The 17265-nt window shown below is 62.7% G+C and carries 18 protein-coding genes; 9 read left to right on the top strand and 9 right to left on the bottom strand.

Translation table 11 applies throughout. The annotated features are described in order from the left end of the window. The first annotated feature begins 46 nt into the window (after positions 1–46). The gene (locus tag ACP4XC_RS11100; protein ID WP_427175088.1) at positions 47–1723 is read left to right on the top strand and encodes an FAD-binding dehydrogenase; all 1677 of its coding nucleotides are present in this window, start codon (positions 47–49) and stop codon (positions 1721–1723) included. Positions 1724–1743: 20 nt separating this feature from the next. Here ACP4XC_RS11100 and ACP4XC_RS11095 read toward each other — a convergent pair whose 3' ends face one another. Next, entirely contained in the window at positions 1744–2040 is a 297-nt protein-coding gene (locus ACP4XC_RS11095; RefSeq protein WP_427169512.1) for an antibiotic biosynthesis monooxygenase family protein, read from the bottom strand. Between the two features lie 143 nt (positions 2041–2183). On the opposite strand from ACP4XC_RS11095, the gene ACP4XC_RS11090 reads away from it, so the two are divergent. Then, the gene (locus tag ACP4XC_RS11090; protein ID WP_427169510.1) at positions 2184–2594 is read left to right on the top strand and encodes a DUF3054 domain-containing protein; all 411 of its coding nucleotides are present in this window, start codon (positions 2184–2186) and stop codon (positions 2592–2594) included. An 86-nt stretch (positions 2595–2680) separates the two neighbouring features. Beyond that, positions 2681–2962 (top strand): Lrp/AsnC family transcriptional regulator, encoded by a 282-nt coding sequence (locus ACP4XC_RS11085; RefSeq protein WP_427169508.1) that lies wholly within the window; start codon positions 2681–2683, stop codon positions 2960–2962. Positions 2963–2983: 21 nt separating this feature from the next. Here ACP4XC_RS11085 and trpD read toward each other — a convergent pair whose 3' ends face one another. After that, the gene (gene trpD / locus ACP4XC_RS11080) at positions 2984–4042 is read right to left on the bottom strand and encodes an anthranilate phosphoribosyltransferase (RefSeq protein WP_427169507.1); all 1059 of its coding nucleotides are present in this window, start codon (positions 4040–4042) and stop codon (positions 2984–2986) included. 111 nt (positions 4043–4153) lie between these two features. Between trpD and ACP4XC_RS11075 the strand changes: the two genes are divergently transcribed. The 4 genes from ACP4XC_RS11075 to ACP4XC_RS11060 all read left to right on the top strand — a co-directional run bounded on the left by ACP4XC_RS11075 (position 4154) and on the right by ACP4XC_RS11060 (position 8534). Then, entirely contained in the window at positions 4154–4828 is a 675-nt protein-coding gene (locus tag ACP4XC_RS11075) for a cytochrome c oxidase subunit 3 (RefSeq protein ID WP_427169504.1), read from the top strand. Positions 4829–4915: 87 nt separating this feature from the next. Beyond that, on the top strand, positions 4916–5704 hold the full coding sequence (locus ACP4XC_RS11070; RefSeq protein WP_427169503.1) for a c-type cytochrome: 789 nt from the start codon (positions 4916–4918) through the stop codon (positions 5702–5704). Positions 5705–5806: 102 nt separating this feature from the next. Then, positions 5807–6877 (top strand): Rieske 2Fe-2S domain-containing protein, encoded by a 1071-nt coding sequence (locus ACP4XC_RS11065; protein WP_427169501.1) that lies wholly within the window; start codon positions 5807–5809, stop codon positions 6875–6877. Then, positions 6855–8534, top strand: coding sequence for a cytochrome b (locus tag ACP4XC_RS11060; RefSeq protein WP_427169499.1), 1680 nt, complete (start codon positions 6855–6857; stop codon positions 8532–8534). Before ACP4XC_RS11065 ends, ACP4XC_RS11060 begins: the two co-directional genes overlap by 23 nt. A gap of 76 nt (positions 8535–8610) precedes the next feature. On the opposite strand, the gene ACP4XC_RS11055 is transcribed toward ACP4XC_RS11060, so the two are convergent. Next, positions 8611–9402, bottom strand: a complete 792-nt coding sequence (locus ACP4XC_RS11055) for a GntR family transcriptional regulator (protein ID WP_427169497.1) — start codon at positions 9400–9402, stop codon at positions 8611–8613. 159 nt (positions 9403–9561) lie between these two features. On the opposite strand from ACP4XC_RS11055, the gene ACP4XC_RS11050 reads away from it, so the two are divergent. Beyond that, the gene (locus tag ACP4XC_RS11050) at positions 9562–9855 is read left to right on the top strand and encodes an HPr family phosphocarrier protein (RefSeq protein ID WP_427169494.1); all 294 of its coding nucleotides are present in this window, start codon (positions 9562–9564) and stop codon (positions 9853–9855) included. A 146-nt stretch (positions 9856–10001) separates the two neighbouring features. On the opposite strand, the gene ACP4XC_RS11045 is transcribed toward ACP4XC_RS11050, so the two are convergent. From ACP4XC_RS11045 to ACP4XC_RS11025, 5 genes are all read right to left on the bottom strand, one after another. Then, positions 10002–10403, bottom strand: a complete 402-nt coding sequence (locus tag ACP4XC_RS11045; RefSeq protein ID WP_427169492.1) for a cytochrome c oxidase subunit 4 — start codon at positions 10401–10403, stop codon at positions 10002–10004. Then, positions 10400–12121 (bottom strand): cytochrome c oxidase subunit I, encoded by a 1722-nt coding sequence (ctaD, locus tag ACP4XC_RS11040; RefSeq protein WP_427169490.1) that lies wholly within the window; start codon positions 12119–12121, stop codon positions 10400–10402. Before ctaD ends, ACP4XC_RS11045 begins: the two co-directional genes overlap by 4 nt. Positions 12122–12131: 10 nt before the next feature. Then, positions 12132–13004: a cytochrome c oxidase subunit II gene (gene coxB, locus ACP4XC_RS11035; protein WP_427169488.1), complete on the bottom strand. Its 873-nt coding sequence runs from the start codon at positions 13002–13004 to the stop codon at positions 12132–12134. A 184-nt stretch (positions 13005–13188) separates the two neighbouring features. After that, positions 13189–13578, bottom strand: coding sequence for a HesB/IscA family protein (locus ACP4XC_RS11030; protein WP_427169486.1), 390 nt, complete (start codon positions 13576–13578; stop codon positions 13189–13191). Between the two features lie 179 nt (positions 13579–13757). Then, on the bottom strand, positions 13758–15197 hold the full coding sequence (locus ACP4XC_RS11025; RefSeq protein ID WP_427169484.1) for a dipeptidase: 1440 nt from the start codon (positions 15195–15197) through the stop codon (positions 13758–13760). A gap of 155 nt (positions 15198–15352) precedes the next feature. Here ACP4XC_RS11025 and ACP4XC_RS11020 point away from each other — a divergent pair, with 155 nt between their 5' ends. Then, entirely contained in the window at positions 15353–15955 is a 603-nt protein-coding gene (locus ACP4XC_RS11020) for a DUF3043 domain-containing protein (RefSeq protein ID WP_427169482.1), read from the top strand. Between the two features lie 100 nt (positions 15956–16055). Here the strand turns inward: ACP4XC_RS11020 and ACP4XC_RS11015 are convergent, their stop codons facing one another. After that, the gene (locus ACP4XC_RS11015; RefSeq protein WP_427169480.1) at positions 16056–17153 is read right to left on the bottom strand and encodes a quinone-dependent dihydroorotate dehydrogenase; all 1098 of its coding nucleotides are present in this window, start codon (positions 17151–17153) and stop codon (positions 16056–16058) included. Between the last annotated feature and the right edge of the window lie 112 nt (positions 17154–17265).

Here is a 17265-nt window from a genome sequence, read left to right as displayed (position 1 = left end):
CCCGTCGGAAAATTCACTGCAATGGAAATACGCTCTGCACATGGACATGCAGGTAGACGTCGTTGTGGTCGGGGCCGGACTGGCCGGTCTGGTCGCTGCTAACGAATTGGTGCGCGCCGGCACGACGGTTGCCGTGGTCGACCAGGAGAATGAAGCCAATTTGGGCGGTCAGGCCTATTGGTCCTTCGGCGGCCTCTTCCTGGTCAATTCACCGGAACAACGCAGGCTAGGGGTCAAAGACTCCTTCGAGCTTGCCTGGCAGGACTGGCAAGGCAGCGCCGGATGGGACCGCTTGGATGGTCCGCGTCCAGAAGACGAATGGGCTGCCAAATGGGGGCGCGCCTATGTTGAATTCGCCGCTGGCGAAAAGCGGTCCTGGCTTCACGAACAAGGCATCAGGCTCACGCCTATGGTCGGATGGGCCGAGCGCGGCGACGGGCGGGCCGGTGGCCATGGAAACTCCGTGCCCCGCTTTCATGTGGCGTGGGGAACCGGAACCGGCGTCGTCAAGCCCTTCGTGGACAAGGCAAAGGCTGCAGCTTCCGAACGGTCCGCCGTCCTCCTCCACCGTCACCGCGTTGATAACCTCGTTTTCGAAAACGGCGCCGTCACCGGAGTCCAAGGGACGCTACTGGCTGATGAAACAGCGGCACGCGGCGCCCCATCAAATAAGACCGTCGTCGGAGAATTTACGCTCCGGGCCCAGGCCACCATCCTGGCCAGCGGCGGAATTGGCGCCAACCACGACGCCATACGACGGAACTGGCCGCCTCGGCTTGGTACTCCCCCGCGTCAGATGATCACCGGCGTTCCGGCCTACGTTGACGGCCGCGTTCTCGAAATCGCCGAAGCCGCAGGGGTTCGGGTGGTCAACAAGGACCGCATGTGGCACTACACCGAAGGCGTCAGGAACTGGAACCCGGTATGGCCGGATCACGGTATCCGCATCCTCCCCGGCCCGTCGCCGCTCTGGTTCGACGCCCTGGGCAGACGGTTACCGGCCCCGGGACTGCCAGGCTACGACACCCTGGGCACCCTGAAAATTCTCAGAACCACGCCCGGCCTCGAACACTATGACCATTCCTGGTTCATCCTTACGCAGAAGATGATCGAAAAGGAATTTGCCCTGTCCGGATCCGAACAGAATCCGGATATCACGAACCGCGACCCCCGGCTGCTATTCCGGACCCGATTCGGAAGGGGCGCCCCAGGGCCCGTCGAAGCTTTCAAGCAGCGTGGTGCGGACTTCGTCGTCGCCGATGGTCTTGCGCAACTGGTGGCGAAAATGAATCATCTGACCGAGGAGCCACTCCTACACTTCGAACACATCGAACAGCAGATCCGGGAACGGGACGCGGAAATCGTCAACAAGTTCAGCAAGGACGCGCAGGTCAATGGGATCCACAACGCCCGCAGGTATCTGGGCGACAAGCTCACCCGGGTGGCTAAACCACACCGCCTGCAGGACCCTTCGGCGGGGCCTCTTATTGGGGTTAAGCTCCACATCCTGACCCGAAAAACCCTCGGCGGGATCCAAACCAATCTTCACGGCCAGGCCATGGACGCGCTCGGCATGCCGATACCCGGGCTCTATGCCGCCGGAGAAGCAGCGGGCTTTGGTGGCGGCGGCGTTCATGGCTACAACGCCCTGGAAGGAACCTTCCTGGGCGGTTGCATCTTCACGGGACGCACCGCAGGGCGATCCGTTGCGCAACGGATCTAAGGGACTCTTGGGGGACGCGCCTAGCCGATGGTTACGGCCTCGTCCAGTGTGTGTGGCTCGAAATGCTCCAGCAGTTCGCGCATCGCGTCGTAGCCCTGGGTGAAGGCCGACGATGCCCGCCAGAGCTCCACTTGCTCGAGTGACTCCCACGGCCCTGTGCTGATGAAGCGGTTGGGCACATCACGATCGTGCATCAGCACCGCTTTAGCCCCGGGGAAATCCTCTTGCGATTTTCTGGCCATGTCCCGCCAGAGCTGGACGAAGTCGTTCTCGCGGCCTGGCTTAACCAGCCAGATTCCAAGCGTGTAGACAGACATAATGACAGGCCTCCTATCAGACACCGGATGGTAAACCCGATTATCTTCCCGGGATGCCCAGCACGGTAGGGCCACACGGCAGGGGCGCCCGCCTCCGACGTCGCCCGGCACACCCGACGTCCCAGCCCAACTAAAGTGGGGGTATGGCTTTCTCCTCACAAACCCCCCGCGTTCCCACGAATTGGTCCATCACAGGGGCTGTCGCCGCCGATGCTGCCCTGATTCTGCTGTTCGCGGGAATCGGCCGGGACGCCCACCAGCGCGGAGAGGTGCTCACCGGAGTTTTCCAGACCGCGTGGCCGTTCCTGGCTGGCGCGGCCGTCTCGTGGCTTCTCCTGCGGGCGTGGCGGGCCCCCTTGCGGGTATGGCCGGCGGGCGTTGGCATCTGGCTTGGCACGGTGGCCGGGGGAATGCTGCTGCGGGCCGCCACGGGGCAAACGGTGGTCCTGCCGTTCATCATCGTGGCCCTGTTGAGCCTGGGGATCTTCCTGGTGGGATACCGGCTGCTGTTTGCCGGCCTGCGCCGGCTCATGGCACGCCGGCGTCACGCCTGAGGCACTGCATGGATGTACTAGGCTGGCGGGACAAATAAAAGTCCCGCCGGGCCACGAACCGCGCAAAAGCTCCGGAAAGGTTCACTGTGATTACCGCATTCGTCCTGATTAAGACCGACGCCTCGCGTATCCCCGAAACGGCGGAGGAAATTTCGGCCATACCGGGCATCAGCGAGGTCTATTCAGTCACCGGAGAATGGGATCTGATTGCCGTGGCCCGGGTGGCCAAGCACGAGGACCTGGCTGACGTCATCGCCGACAAGCTGTCCAAGGTGCCCACGGTGGTTCACACCACCACCCACATCGCTTTCCGCGCGTATTCCCAGCACGACCTGGACGCCGCTTTCGCGCTGGGCATCGAAGAATAGCCTGGCCCTGGCTGAGGTGGACTAGTCCCGGCTCAGTGCGATCCATTTCTCCAGCACAGCGGCAGCAGCGCCCGAATCGACGGACCTGGCCGCGTCCTTGATGGCTGCGGACATTCTTTCGGTCAGGGTGCCTTGAGCATCCAGATCAAAGGCCACCAGGCCGGCCGCTGCATTCAGGAGCGCCGCGTCGCGGGCGGGCCCCGGTTCGCCGGAAAGAACAGAACGTACGACGGCGGCATTCGCCACGGCGTCGCCACCGCGGAGTTCCGCAACCGTCGCCTGACGGATCCCCAGTTCCCGGGGATCGAATATCCCCTCGGTAACCTGGCCATTACGAATCTCCCAGACGTGCGACGGGCCGGTGGTGGTCAGTTCGTCGAGTCCGTCATTTCCCCGAAAGACGAGACCGCGGCTTCCACGTTTGGCAAACACTCCGGCCACCAGGGGCGCCATCTGAGCGTTAGCGACCCCCACGGCGGAGGCTTGCACATGGGCGGGGTTGATCATCGGCCCCAGGAAATTGAAGGCTGTCGGCACGCCAAGTTCCCGGCGGGCCACGGCCGCATGGCGCATTGAGGGGTGGAAGACCTGCGCAAAGCAGAAAGTGATTCCGGCTTCCTCGGCGTTGCGGGCAACCCGGGGTATTGGCAGGTCAAGCCGGACGCCCAACGCCTCGAGGACATCGGCCGAACCCGAACTGGATGAGGCTGCACGGTTCCCGTGCTTCACCACCTTCGCCCCCGCGCCAGCCGCTATGAGCGCCGCCATGGTGGAGATGTTGACGGTGTTCAGCTGGTCACCGCCGGTGCCAACAATGTCCAGCTTCTCACCCGAGATGGCGATCGGGTTGGCGTGGGCAATCATTGCCTCCACCAGGCCGGAGAGTTCGTCCACCGTCTCGCCCTTGGCGCGCAGTGCCACCAGGAAGCCCGCCACCTGAACAGGCGAGGCTTCCCCGGACATAATGGCGTTCATGGCCCATTCCGTGCTGTCCGCGGTTAGGTCCGAACCACTGATCAGGGCGGAGATGAGGCGCGGCCATGTATGGCCTGAGGGCTGAGCGGATGCCGGTGAAGTCACCTTGTGATGCTATCGAGGCGAGTCCCTCCTGACCAATGTGAACGAGTCCGGGAACTTTTCCGCGCGATTTCGCGTCTTTGTAGAAAAAGTCCTCCAAAAAGGCGGTTTGCGTTGGGCAGGAGGAACTTTTACAGACATAATGTCTATGTGACATCTGCGACCCATGCCCCCAGTACCCCGGCGCACCCGACGCTGAACCGCCCGAATATGGTCTCCGTAGGAACCGTTGTTTGGCTGTCCAGTGAGTTGATGTTCTTCGCCGGTCTCTTTGCCATGTACTTCACACTCCGTTCGACTTCCGGACAGATGTGGGCCGAGGAGACAGCCAAGCTCAACTTCCCCTTTGCGCTCGTAAACACGATCGTCCTCGTGACAAGTTCCTTTACTTGCCAGATGGGCGTCTTCGCCGCCGAACGGCTTCAGCCGCGTCGCACCGGCGGGCCCTTCAGTCTCACCCGTTGGGGGATGAATGAATGGTTCGCCCTGACGTTCCTCATGGGTTCCTTCTTCGTGGCCGGTCAGGCGACGGAGTACGCCATGCTGGTGTCCGAGCATGTATCGCTTTCATCGAACGCTTACGGTTCGGCCTTCTATATGACCACCGGCTTCCACGGCCTCCACGTCATCGGCGGACTGATCGCGTTCCTGTTCATCATTGGCCGGTCTTTCGCCGCGAAGAAATTCGGCCATTTCGAAGCAACCTCGGCGATCGTCACCTCGTACTACTGGCACTTCGTCGACGTCGTGTGGATCGGCCTCTTCATGGTCATCTACGTCCTCAGGTAGCCACGACTTGACTCTTTTTCTACAAGAGGCAGAATTTCAGGAAGCGGCTTCAGGAGCCGACGCAGGATCGAAAAAAGGAACCACCACGTGAAGGCACTCTCGCAGAAGCGACGTCACCCACTGGCAGCGATTGCGCTGCTGCTGATGGGCCTCTTGGTCACTGGTGGGCTGTATGCCGTTGCCACCACCGTCAACCAGGCAAAAGCCGACACCACAAGCTTCAGTGCGAATGATGCAGAGGAAGGCGGCAAGCTCTTCGCCGCCAACTGCGCCACCTGCCACGGCATGGGTGCAAGCGGGACCAAGGACGGCCCCTCGCTTGTTGGCGTCGGCGCCGCTGCTGTTGACTTCCAGGTGGGCACCGGACGCATGCCCATGCAGATGAACGGCCCGCAGGCATACAAGAAGCCCGCCCAGTTCAACGACGAGCAGACCAAGCAGCTGGCCGCATACGTGGCATCGCTCGGCCCGGGCCCGTCTATCCCCGAGGCAGGGGTCCTCGACGAGAAGGGTGACGCCGCCAAGGGTGGCGAGCTGTTCCGTACGAACTGTGCCATGTGCCACAACGCGGCCGCCGCAGGTGGCGCACTTACCCGGGGCAAGTTCGCTCCGGCCCTGGCCGACGTTTCGGGTAAGCACATCTATGAAGCAATGGTCACGGGCCCGCAGAACATGCCGGTCTTCAACGACGCGAACATCTCCCCCGAAGGCAAGCGCGATGTCATCACCTTCCTGAAGCAGATTGAAGCCAACGGTTCACCCGGTGGCGCGGACCTCGGTGCCCTCGGCCCCGTATCAGAAGGTCTGTTTGTATGGATCGCCGGCCTGGGCGTTGTGATTGCGTTCACGATCTGGCTGACTTCCCGGTCGTCCTAACGGACGTCTGGCAACTTGTAAGAACTCCTGCTGATACGTCAGCAGTTTGGTATTGAAAACTAACCCGGCGCAGGCCGGGACGAGAGAAGGATGAGGCGAATTATGGGCAACCATAGTGACGGCAGTCCGAACCACTCGGGCACCGTAGCTACGGCTGGTCAGAATGAGGTGGAGAAATTCCAGGATCCTGGAATTCCCCCGCATCGTTTGCGCCTGGCCGACACGGACCCGAAGGCCGCAAAACGTGCAGAACGGCAGGTCGCCATTCTCTTCGGCATCTCCGTCGTTGGCACACTGATCTTCCTGGTGTCGTATTTTGCCATTGATCTTGGAGATGACTCCTCGATCGCCACCATTCGCCTGCAGAATGCCTTGCTCGGCATCGGCACCGCGTTTGCCATGTTGGGTATCGGTACCGGCATCGTTCACTGGGCCAAGGCTCTCATGCCGGATCACGAGGTCTCCGAAGAGCGCCACGCGATCCGTACCGAGGAAGACCGCCTGGCTGCCGTGCGCATTGTGGATGACATTGTGGAGGAGACCGGCATCAAGCGCCGGCCCCTGATCCGCAACACGCTCCTCGGCGCGGTGGCTCTGGCCCCTCTTCCGGCACTGGCCGTATTCGGCGACCTGGGCCCCCGCCCGGACGACAAACTGGCTCACACCATGTGGGCGCCCACTGGCGGAAAGCTGAAGCGGCTCACGCGTGACCCCGATGGCACCCCCATCAAGGCGTCCGACGTGACCATCGGTTCTGCCTTCCACGTGATCCCCGAGGGCCTCAACGAACTGCACGAGGGCAAGCTGAACGAGAAGGCCAAGGCCGTCGTCCTGCTCATGCGTCTGAACCCCGAGTCCCTGAAGCCCTCCAAGGGTCGTGAGGACTGGAGCTACAACGGCATTGTCGCTTACTCCAAGATCTGCACCCACGTTGGTTGCCCTGTTGCGCTTTACGAGCAGCAGACCCACCACCTGCTGTGCCCGTGCCACCAGTCAACCTTCGACCTGACTCAGGAATGCAAGGTTATTTTCGGCCCCGCCAGCCGCCCTCTGCCGCAGCTGCCCATCGCAGTCGACGCCGAAGGGTACCTGGTCGCTACGAGCGACTTCCATGAACCTGTTGGACCTAGCTACTGGGAGCGTGATGAGCATGAGCGCAGCAACAACGCCTAATGCCCCCGTCTTCGTCGCCAAGACCAAGGGCGGCCGCATCACCGACTTCGTTGACGAGCGCGTTGGCGGTTCCGGCATCCTTCGTGAATTCGGCCGGAAGGTCTTCCCTGACCACTGGTCGTTCATGTTCGGTGAGGTGGCGCTGTATTCCTTCGTCATCCTGCTTCTTTCAGGTACGTTCCTGACGTTCTTTTTTGATCCGTCCATGGCGGAAACGCGTTACGCGGGCTCTTACAACCCGCTGAAGAACGTCGAAATGTCCGTGGCTTACAGCTCGTCACTGAACATTTCATTTGATGTCCGCGGCGGCCTCTTTATGCGCCAGGTCCACCACTGGGCCGCGCTGCTTTTCGTGGCATCCGTCGGTGTGCACATGCTCCGGGTGTTCTTCACGGGCGCCTTCCGCAAGCCCCGCGAAATGAACTGGGTGGTGGGCGGTGTCCTGCTCATCCTGTCCATGGCTGCCGGCTTCACCGGCTACTCCCTCCCCGATGACCTGCTCTCCGGCAACGGCCTGCGCATCATCGACGGCGTGATCAAGTCCATCCCGGTGATCGGCACGTACATCTCGTTCTTCCTCTTCGGCGGAGAGTTCCCGGGGACGGCAATCATCAGCCGCCTCTACACGCTGCACATCCTGCTGGTTCCCGCACTGATTCTGCTGATGATCGTGATGCACCTCTTCATGGTCGTCGTGCACAAGCACACGCAGTACCCCGGCCCGGGCCGCAACGACGGAAACGTCGTCGGTTACCCCTTGGGCCCGGTTTACGCGGCAAAGGCCGGCGGGTTCTTCTTCATCGTGTTCGGCGTGATCGCGCTGATGGCGGGTTTCTTCACCATCAACCCGATCTGGAACTACGGTCCGTACGACCCCTCCCCCGTTTCGGCAGGAACACAGCCCGACTGGTATATCGGCTTCGTTGACGGCGCACTGCGCCTGATGCCAGGTGTGGTCAACGACTTCCACTTCGAATACATCATCTTCGGACATGTGCTCACCCTGAACGTTCTTCTCCCTGCCCTTGTTCCGGCGGGCATCATCTTCACGGTTCTCTTCACCTACCCGTGGATCGAACGCTGGATCACCAAGGACAACCGGGAACACCACGTCCTGGACCGTCCCCGCAACGCTCCAACCCGCACCGCGATCGGCATGGCCGGCTTCACGTGGTACTGCGTCATGTGGGCGGCAGCCGGTTCAGACCTCATTGCCACGCACTTCCACGTTGCACTGAATGACGTGACCTACTGGCTGCGCGCACTGTTCTTCATCGGCCCCATCATCGCCTTCACCGTCACGAAGCGTGTTGCCTTGGCCCTGCAGCGCAAGGACCGCGAGATCGCTCTTCACGGCCGCGAAACGGGACGCATCGTCCGGCTGCCGCACGGTGAGTTCATCGAGGTCCACGCTCCGCTGGACGAACACAAGCGCTACAAGCTCGTGGGCTTCGAATCGCCGGTTCCGCTTCCGGCGGTTCCGAACGAGCACGGCGTTGTGACGAGCAAGGAAAAGCGTCGCGCAAAGCTCTCGCAGTGGTTCTTTGAGGACCGGGTGGCGCCCGCCACGCCTGCTGAACTCGAAGCCGCGCACGGCCACCACGGCGCACACGAGGCCATAGAGCCGGCAGAGTCGCAGAAGACCCTCAGCCACTAACGGCTGTACGCCAACAACAACGCAGAAGGCCCGGTCCACTTGGACCGGGCCTTCTGCGTTGGGCCTTGGGCGGTCCCTAAGACCGGTACCCCGACGCGTAGTTTCGCGTGGGCCGGACTCCCGGCCGTTGCAACGGAACCCACAGCTTGTAGCGGTCGGCCCGGTAATACGACACCGAGTAGTCCACCATGGCCCTGGCGACGAAGGCGTGACGCTGGATCTTCAGGAGCGGCGACCCCACCTCGACATTCAGGAGCCGCGCGGTGGACGGTGAGGCCGCCGTGGCCTCGATCATGTCCTCGCCCCACTCCATCACAAGACCGAACCGCTCACTCAGGACGTTGTAGAGGGAGGTTGGCGGCTCACCGTCGAGCAGGCCGGGAACCCGCTGTGCAGGGATGAAGTTCTCATCCACGCTCATAGGCTCGTTGTCCGCCAGCAGCAGCCGCCGGAAGCGCACCACGGGCGTGCCCTCTTCGAGCTGGAGTTCACGGGCGAGAAAAGCGCTGGCACCAATCTGCTCGAAGCTCAGGACCTTTGCGGCGGGGACCATCCCGCGCCGCTGCATCTCCTCGCTGTAAGACGTCAGCTTCACCTGAAGGTCAACCTTGGGTTTACGCACAAACGTCCCTAGTCCCACCACCCTTTCGATGACTTCCTCGCCGACCAGAGCATCGATGGCCTGGCGGACAGTCATCCTGGCCAGGCCGAACCTTTCCGCGAGGTCGCGTTCGGAGGGGAGCGCCGAGCCTGGCGGGCACGCCGCGATAATGTGGCTGCGAAGGATCTCCCTCAACTGAACGTAGATCGGGGTGCCATTTTTCCGGTCGATCTCCCCGGTCATCCTGCTTGCGTCAGAGGCCGACATGGCTGCCCCTCGGGTTGAAAGTCATGGATTAAGCGTAGAGCACCCACGCTGCAGGTCTAGACCACCTCCTCACCATGTGGCTCCCCGCACTCTGCCACGGCTACGCTTGATAAGGAATGAACGCAAGACGGAATGCTCCGTCGGAACAAAGGAGTACCGTTGCCCGTGCGTAAGGCAATTGTTCAATCACCCATCGGTTTGCACGCTCGGCCGGCCGCAGCTTTTGTACGCGCGGTCATGGCGTCGGGGCTGCCCGTAAGGATCCGCAAGGAGGGAATTCCCTCGGTGGACGCACGCTCCCTGCTCGAGGTCATGACCGCTGATTTCGGGCATGGCTGCGAGGTGGAACTCTCCATCCTTCCGGAGGCTCTCCCGGCCGGGTACCGGGCCGCAGACGCGGCTCAGGCCCTCGAGTCCCTGTCCCACTTGCTGGAAGCTGCAACAGCCGCCTGAGCACGGCGGACCGGCCATATAAAGTGCTCGGCGCTCCTGCCTGGAATCCGGCCCTGTCCGCAATCCAATTCATTCTGCAATGAACAAAGGAAGCCCCCACCAGCGGTGGGGGCTTCCTTTGTTGGAGGGACGGTCAGCGACGCACGCTAGTGAGCGTGGTCCCCGCGGCTGTATTCGAAGACCCAGCCCACAAGGGCCACGGCAGCAAGACCAGCGGCGATGAAAACAATCCAGAAACCTACGGCAAGTCCCAGGAAACCCGTAGCGCAGGCCATACCGAGCACCAGCGGCCACCAGCTCCAGGGGCTGAAGTGTCCCTGCTCGCCTGCGCCTTCGTGGATCTCGGCGTCGCTCCGGTCCTCGGGACGCATGCCGACGCGCTTGGCCGTGAATCCGAGGTAAGCGCCGATCATTCCGGCGAGTCCGCCGACCAGCAGAATGCCCAGGGTGCCGACCCATTCATTCCAGTGCGTCAGGAAGCCGTAAACGATCGAAACCGGTACGAAGAAGAAGACTCCGGCTCCAAAAATCCATGATTCGATCTTCACTTGGCGGTGTCCTTCTGATCGGCGTTACCGAGCGCGGCTGCTGGCAGGGACGGTGACTCAGCGGTGTGCACCTGGGCTAGCTCGGGGTGGTGGAGGTCAAGCGCGGGGCGCTCGGAGCGGATACGCGGCAGTGACGTGAAGTTGTGGCGCGGCGGCGGGCAGGAAGTGGCCCACTCGAGCGAGGCGCCGAAGCCCCACGGGTCGTCCACCTCAACCCTTTCGTTGCTGCGCCAGGTGATGTACACGTTCCAGAAGAACGGGATCAGCGAGGCGCCAAGAACGAAGGAGGAGATGGTGGAGAACTGGTTCATCCACGTGAAGTTGTCCTGGGGCATGTAGTCCGCGTAGCGGCGCGGCATACCCTCAACACCGAGCCAGTGCTGGATGAGGAACGTGCCGTGGAAACCCAGGAACAGCAGCCAGAAGTGGATCTTGCCAAGGCGCTCGTTGAGCATCTTGCCCGTCCACTTCGGCCACCAGAAGTAGAAGCCGGCGAACATCGCGAACACCACCGTGCCGAATACCACGTAGTGGAAGTGCGCCACCACGAAGTAGGAGTCGGAGACATGGAAGTCCAGCGGGGGCGAGGCCAGGATGATCCCGGTCAGGCCACCGAAGAGGAACGTGGCCAGGAAGCCGATGCTCCACAGCATGGGGGTCTCAAAGGTGATGGAACCGCGCCACATGGTGCCGATCCAGTTGAAGAATTTCACACCGGTGGGCACGGCGATGAGCATCGTCATGAAGGAGAAGAACGGCAGCAGGACCGAGCCGGTGACGTACATGTGGTGCGCCCACACGGTCACCGACAAGGCGGCAATGGAAATGGTGGCGTAGACCAGGCCCTTGTAGCCGAAGATCGGCTTGCGGCTGAAGACCGGGAAGATCTCGGACACGATGCCGAAGAACGGCAGCGCGATGATGTACACCTCAGGGTGTCCGAAGAACCAGAAGAGGTGCTGCCAGAGGACGGCACCGCCGTTTTCGGGGTCAAAGATGTGGGCACCGAACTTGCGGTCCGCGCCAAGGGCGAACAGCGCCGCGGCCAGCGGCGGGAACGCCATGAGGACCAGGATGGCCGTCACGAGGGTGTTCCAGGTGAAAATCGGCATCCGCCACATGGTCATGCCGGGGGCGCGCATGCAGATGATGGTGGTGATGAAGTTCACGGCGCCGAGGATGGTGCCGAAGCCGGAGAGTGCAAGGCCGAAGACCCACAGGTCTCCACCGATGCCCGGGGTGAACGTGGTGTTCGAGAGCGGCGCGTAGGCGAACCAGCCGAATGACGCGGCGCCTTGGGGGGTGATGAATCCCGAAACGGCAATGGTGGAGCCGAAGAGGAAGAACCAGAAGGCCAGCGCGTTCAGTCGCGGGAACGCGACGTCGGGTGCGCCGATCTGCAGCGGCATGATGACGTTTGCGAAGCCTGCGAACAGCGGCGTTGCGAACATCAGCAGCATCACGGTGCCGTGCATGGTGAAGAGCTGGTTGTACTGCTCTTTGGTCTGGAGGATCTGCATGCCGGGCTCGAAGAGCTCTGCACGGATCAGCAGCGCCATCACGCCGCCGAAGCAGAAGAAGACAAAGGAGGCAATCAGGTACATGTACCCGATGGTCTTGTGGTCGGTTGAAGTGATCCAGTTGACGACGATGCGCCCCTTGGATTTAGGTACTACGGGAGCCTCGAGGACCCCGGCGGATTGAGTGTACGTAGCCACGTCGCTCCCCTTACTTTATTTCGTTCAGGTTCGGGTTGCGGTTGTACTCGTTGCCGAGCAGGCCGGTGTTGCCGTCCTGGCGCAGCTTGTCCATGTGCGCCTGGAACTCCGTTTCGGAGACAACCTTGACGCGGAACAGCATTTCGGAGTGGTATTCGCCGCAGAGTTCGGCACACTTGCCGTCGTAGGTTCCCTCCTTGGTGGGGGTCAACCTGATGTAATTTGTCTTGCCCGGAATCATGTCACGCTTCTGCAGGAAGGCGGGTACCCAGAACGAGTGAATGACGTCGCGGGAATTCAGTTCAAGGTCAACGGACTTGTTGACGGGCAGGTACAGCGTGGGGAGCTTGTCCTTGTCCACGTCCGCGCCGGTGAGGTGCGCCTGGACCCCGGCTTCGTGCACGTCACCGGTGACGACGTCGCCCTTTTTGTAGTTGAAGTCCCATGCCCACTGCTTGCCACGGACATCGACGACGACGTCGGCGGGCTTGGAGCGATCATCGACCGCCTGCTGGTCACGGTCCGTGAAGTAGAAGAACACCAGAACCATAAAGAGCGGAATGGTCAGGTAGAAGACCTCAAGCGGAAGGTTGAAACTGGTCTGGCGGGGGAAGCCAACGGTTCCCTTGCGCCGGCGGTAGGCGACGATGCACCAGACCATCAGGCCCCACGTGATGATGCCAACGACCAGTGCGGCGATCCATGAGTTGACCCAGAGGTCCATGATGCGGTCGGTGTGATTGGTGGTGCCACGCTCGGTGGGCAGCCACCCCTTCTCTACCTCTGGTGAACATCCAGTCAAAGCCAACGCGCCGGCTAGTGCCAAGCCAGTGATCGTAGAGATCTTTTTGCGTCGGCTGCCGGTTCGGTTCTGCGAACTCACAGACGGCCCTTCCTACTTGTTGCTGTCGCCCGGGGACTAGAGCTCCGCGGGCACACGAAAAGTTTTACTACTCGGTGTAGAGCTTACCGCTCCCCCGGGGATTTCGCCCACATGTCGGCACAGTGGGTCGGCACCGGTTTAAACCGGTGCCGACCCCAGACTGCCAAGGGACACGATGGCCAGGTTAGTGGAAGGAGTCACCGCAGGCGCATGAACCGCCGGCATTGGGGTTGTCGATCGTGAAACCCTGCTTGGAGATGGTGTCCTCGAAGTCGATGCTGGCGCCGCTAAGATACGGAACGCTCATCTTGTCCACCACAACTTCGACGCCGTCATAGTCACGAACGGCATCGCCTTCAAGGAGGCGCTCGTCAAAGTAGAGCTGGTAAATGAGGCCAGAGCAGCCGCCAGGCTGGACAGCAACGCGCAGCCGAAGATCCGTGCGGCCCTCCTGCTCCAGCAGGCTACGCACCTTTCCTGCAGCGACGTCAGTCAGCTTGACCTCGTGGCTGGCGACTTCTTCGCTGGGGGTGCTGGTGGTTTCGGTGCTGTTCTCATTGGTTGTAGTGCTCATTGGCCTACCCCTTTTTACGACGGTGGTGGCGGCCACGCTTTCGCGTTGCCAGCCCCTACGGAAACGGTATGGGCTATAGCTACATGCTACGTCGATCCGGCGTGTAGCTCTAACTCCTGACGTAACCGTGGCCGTACCCTGATTGTTCCTTGGGAACGGCCGCGGCTTTATTGCAGGCCCTACTTAAGGCCTTCGGCCACGCCGTGGTTGAGGCGGGCCAGGAGGAGGGCCTCGGCCACAATGGCGTTGCGGAAGTCCCCGAGGTGCAGGGACTCGTTGGCGCTGTGGGCACGGGAGTCCGGATCCTCAACGCCGGTGACGAGGATCTGCACCTCGGGATAGACCTCCGTCAGGTCCGAGATGAACGGGATGGAGCCGCCGATGCCCATTTCCACCGCCGGCACTCCCCATGCCTCGCCCAGTGCCCACATGGCCATGCCCGCCGCCGCTGAGCCGGTGTCCGTCAGGAACGAGTTCCCGCTCTCCCCCGGGGTGAAAACCACCTTGGCACCAAAGGGGGCATTGGCCTCGACATGGGCCTTGACGGCCTCCATGGCTTCAGCGGGAACCTGGCCGGGCGCCAGCCGAAGGCTGAACTTGGCCCTGGCCCTCGGCAGAAGCGTATTTGAAGCGACGTCCACCGCCGGTGCGTCAAAGCCAATGATGGAGAGGGCCGGTTTGGTCCACAGCCGGGAAGCGATACTGCCGGTTCCCGCCAGCCGCACGCCGTCGAGGACTGACGCGTCGGCCCGGTATTCCGCTTCCGTGAGGTCCACGGTGGTTTCGTCCCGGCTGATCAGGCCCTTCACGGCGACGCTGCCGTCGGCGTCGTGCAGGGTGGCGATGAGGCGGGATAGGAGCGTGGGTGCATCCAGCACAGCGCCGCCGAACATTCCCGAGTGGACGGCATGCTCGAGCACCTGGACCTCGATGGTGCCGTCCACCAGGCCGCGCAGGCTGGTGGTCAGGGCCGGAACCCCCACCTTCCAGTTGCTGGAGTCGGCCACCACAATCACATCGGCGCGGAGCAGTTCACGGTGGGTTTCCAGGAACCTGCGGAAGGTCGGCGAACCCGCTTCCTCCTCGCCCTCGAAAAAGAACGTCACTCCGAGTCCGAACTCCTCGTTCAGTGCTTCGGACACGGCAGCGTACGCGGCAAGGTGTGCCATGATGCCGGCTTTGTCGTCGGCGGCGCCGCGTCCATACAGGCGTCCGTCGCGTTCGACGGCGGTGAACGGCTCGGTCTCCCACAACGCCGGGTCCCCCGGCGGCTGCACGTCATGATGGGCGTAAAGGAGGATGGTCGGTTTTCCCTCGGTGGCGGCACGTCGGGCGACAACGGCGGGCCCGCCCGGGGTTCCGTCCTCCTTATCGCAGCGCAGGATGTGCACGTCCTCAATGCCGCTGGCCCGCACCAAGGCGGCCACCGCATCAGCACTGCGGTCCAGCTGGGAGGGGTCGAAGCTCGGCCAGGCAATTCCCGGAATGGCGACGAGATTCTTCAGGTCCCCGATGGTGGCGTCAAAGGACTTGTGGACGGACTGGCGCAGGGCATCGACGTCGATGGTGTCGACGCTGCCGCTGATAGTCTGCGGGGTGCCCGCTGCTGATGAAGTCATGGCCAAAACCCTACCTGTGTGCGCCACCACAGCAAACAGGCCGCACCCGGCGGGCCCGATTCGCGCAACGGCTCCACCGCGCCGTTGTTCAACCGGAGCGGCGGGGGGCCTTCACGTATGACTGAGGGCCGTCCCCTGCAAGGTATTCTGTACTGGTGTTTGGACGTAAAAAGGAAGCGCCGACGGCGCAGGACGTAGTTGACCAGCAGGCAACCGGTGCATCGGCAAGCCATGACCCGGCCCTCGGCAAGGGCGCGCCCACGCCAAAGCGCAAAGTCCAGGAAGCCGCCCGCAAGCGGCCCCTCGTGCCGGAGGACCGCAAGGCCTCAAAAGCGGCCGAGCGCGCGGCCGTCCAGGATCAGCGCCTGAAAATGCGCCAGGCGCTCGACACCGGTGACGAAAGGTTCCTGCCGCTGCGGGACAAGGGCCCGCAAAAGCGCTTTGCCCGCGACTACGTGGACGCGAGGTTCAGCCTCGGCGAATACCTCATGTTCGGGGCGTTGGTCTTTGTGGTCATTTCGCTGCTGGTCCCCTCCACCAGCGAACAGATGATCTATGTCCTTGGCGGGTTCTGGGTGATGTTCCTGGCTGTCTTCGTGGACGTCTTCATCCTTTCGCGCAAGCTCAAGAAGCGCCTTGCGGAGAAGTTCGGCGACGTCGAACGCGGCACCGTCTGGTACGGCTCCATGCGCTCCCTTCAGTTCCGCCGGCTGCGCCTTCCCAAGCCGCTGGTAAAGCGCGGAGACTTCCCCTCCTGAATTTCCCTTCAATACGGTCTCTTCGCTTGAGCAGGCTGTCCATGTAAGAAGCCCCGGCGGTTCACCGCCGGGGCTTCTTCGTTTAAGCCCGCCGGTCCGCTTAGGAACTGTGTGCTTCGGGCAGTTTGCGCCCGGCCCGGTTCCTGGCCAGCTGTCGGTTGATGCGGGCAGCCCAGAATGGCCCTTCGTACAGGAACGCTGTATATCCCTGCACGAGCGTGGCGCCGGCGTCCAGTCGGGCCTGCACATCGAGCGCGGTTTCCACGCCACCGACGGACACGAGGACCAGCTCGCCATGGGTGGCTTCCCGGAGCCGGCGCAGCACGTCAAGGGACCGTTCCTTCAAGGGCGCGCCGGACAAGCCGCCGGCTCCGCAGGCCTCGATCTTCTCCGGAGCCGAGGCCAGGCCGGACCGGTCAATGGTGGTATTGGTGGCGATGATGCCGTCAAGCTTCAGGTCAAGCGCCAGCCGAGCGACGTCGTCGACGTCCTCATCCGTAAGGTCGGGGGCAATCTTGACCAGCAGCGGCACGTGCCTGCCCGCTGCGGTGTCCGCTTCCTCGCCGACTGCCTTGAGCAGCGGCCTGAGGGTTTCAACATTCTGGAGCAGCCGGAGTCCCGGGGTGTTGGGCGAACTGACGTTGACCACCAGATAGTCGGCGGCCGGCGCCAGCAGCCTGGCGCTGATGAGGTAGTCCTCCACAGCACTGTCGAGCTCCACGACTTTGCTCTTGCCGATATTGACGCCAATCACCGGCCGGGTGCCGGGATGCCGCCGTTGGAGGGCGGCCCTGGCGGACTTCAGCCGCGGTGCCACCGCTGCGGCGCCGTCGTTATTGAAGCCCATCCGGTTGATGACGGCCCTGTCTTCGATGAGCCTGAAGAGGCGTGGTTTTTCGTTACCGGGCTGGGCCTGCCCCGTGATGGTGCCCACCTCCACATGTCCGAAGCCCAGTTCGGTCAAGGCCTCGATGCCGTGGCCTTCCTTGTCGAAGCCGGCCGCGAGGCCGAACGGCGACGGGAAGGTCAGGCCGAACGCCGAGGTCTCGAGCGAAGCTGCCGGCGCCGTGAATTTCGCGAGCACCCTGCCCGCACCGCACGTATGGGCCAGTCTGATGGCCTGAAAACCGATCTTATGGGCGCGCTCGGCGTCCATCCAGGAAAAGGCAAACCGAAAGAAGGTGGGATATAGGCGCATGCCACCAGTTTTCCGTCTCCGGCGACGCAGACCAAACCGGCACCGCCGGGGCTTCCCGGTGTGACGCCGGATCGTCTCCTGGCGCCGCCGGCGGATGACCCCTGTGGTCGGT

Source organism: Arthrobacter sp. 92 (genome assembly GCF_050260325.1).
Lineage (GTDB): Bacteria > Actinomycetota > Actinomycetes > Actinomycetales > Micrococcaceae > Arthrobacter.
This window is presented reverse-complemented; position numbering and strand designations above follow the sequence as displayed.

Excerpts from the sequence above, each read along its gene's own strand:
- ACP4XC_RS11095 (WP_427169512.1), bottom strand. The coding sequence starts at position 2,040 with ATGTCTGTCTACACGCTTGGAATCTGGCTGGTTAAGCCAGGCCGCGAG.
- ACP4XC_RS11065 (WP_427169501.1), top strand. The coding sequence starts at position 5,807 with ATGGGCAACCATAGTGACGGCAGTCCGAACCACTCGGGCACCGTAGCT.
- ACP4XC_RS11055 (WP_427169497.1), bottom strand. The coding sequence starts at position 9,402 with ATGTCGGCCTCTGACGCAAGCAGGATGACCGGGGAGATCGACCGGAAA.
- ACP4XC_RS11090 (WP_427169510.1), top strand. The coding sequence starts at position 2,184 with ATGGCTTTCTCCTCACAAACCCCCCGCGTTCCCACGAATTGGTCCATC.
- ACP4XC_RS11060 (WP_427169499.1), top strand. The coding sequence starts at position 6,855 with ATGAGCGCAGCAACAACGCCTAATGCCCCCGTCTTCGTCGCCAAGACC.
- ACP4XC_RS11100 (WP_427175088.1), top strand. The coding sequence starts at position 47 with ATGCAGGTAGACGTCGTTGTGGTCGGGGCCGGACTGGCCGGTCTGGTC.
- ACP4XC_RS11015 (WP_427169480.1), bottom strand. The coding sequence starts at position 17,153 with ATGCGCCTATATCCCACCTTCTTTCGGTTTGCCTTTTCCTGGATGGAC.
- ACP4XC_RS11030 (WP_427169486.1), bottom strand. The coding sequence starts at position 13,578 with ATGAGCACTACAACCAATGAGAACAGCACCGAAACCACCAGCACCCCC.
- ACP4XC_RS11025 (WP_427169484.1), bottom strand. The coding sequence starts at position 15,197 with ATGACTTCATCAGCAGCGGGCACCCCGCAGACTATCAGCGGCAGCGTC.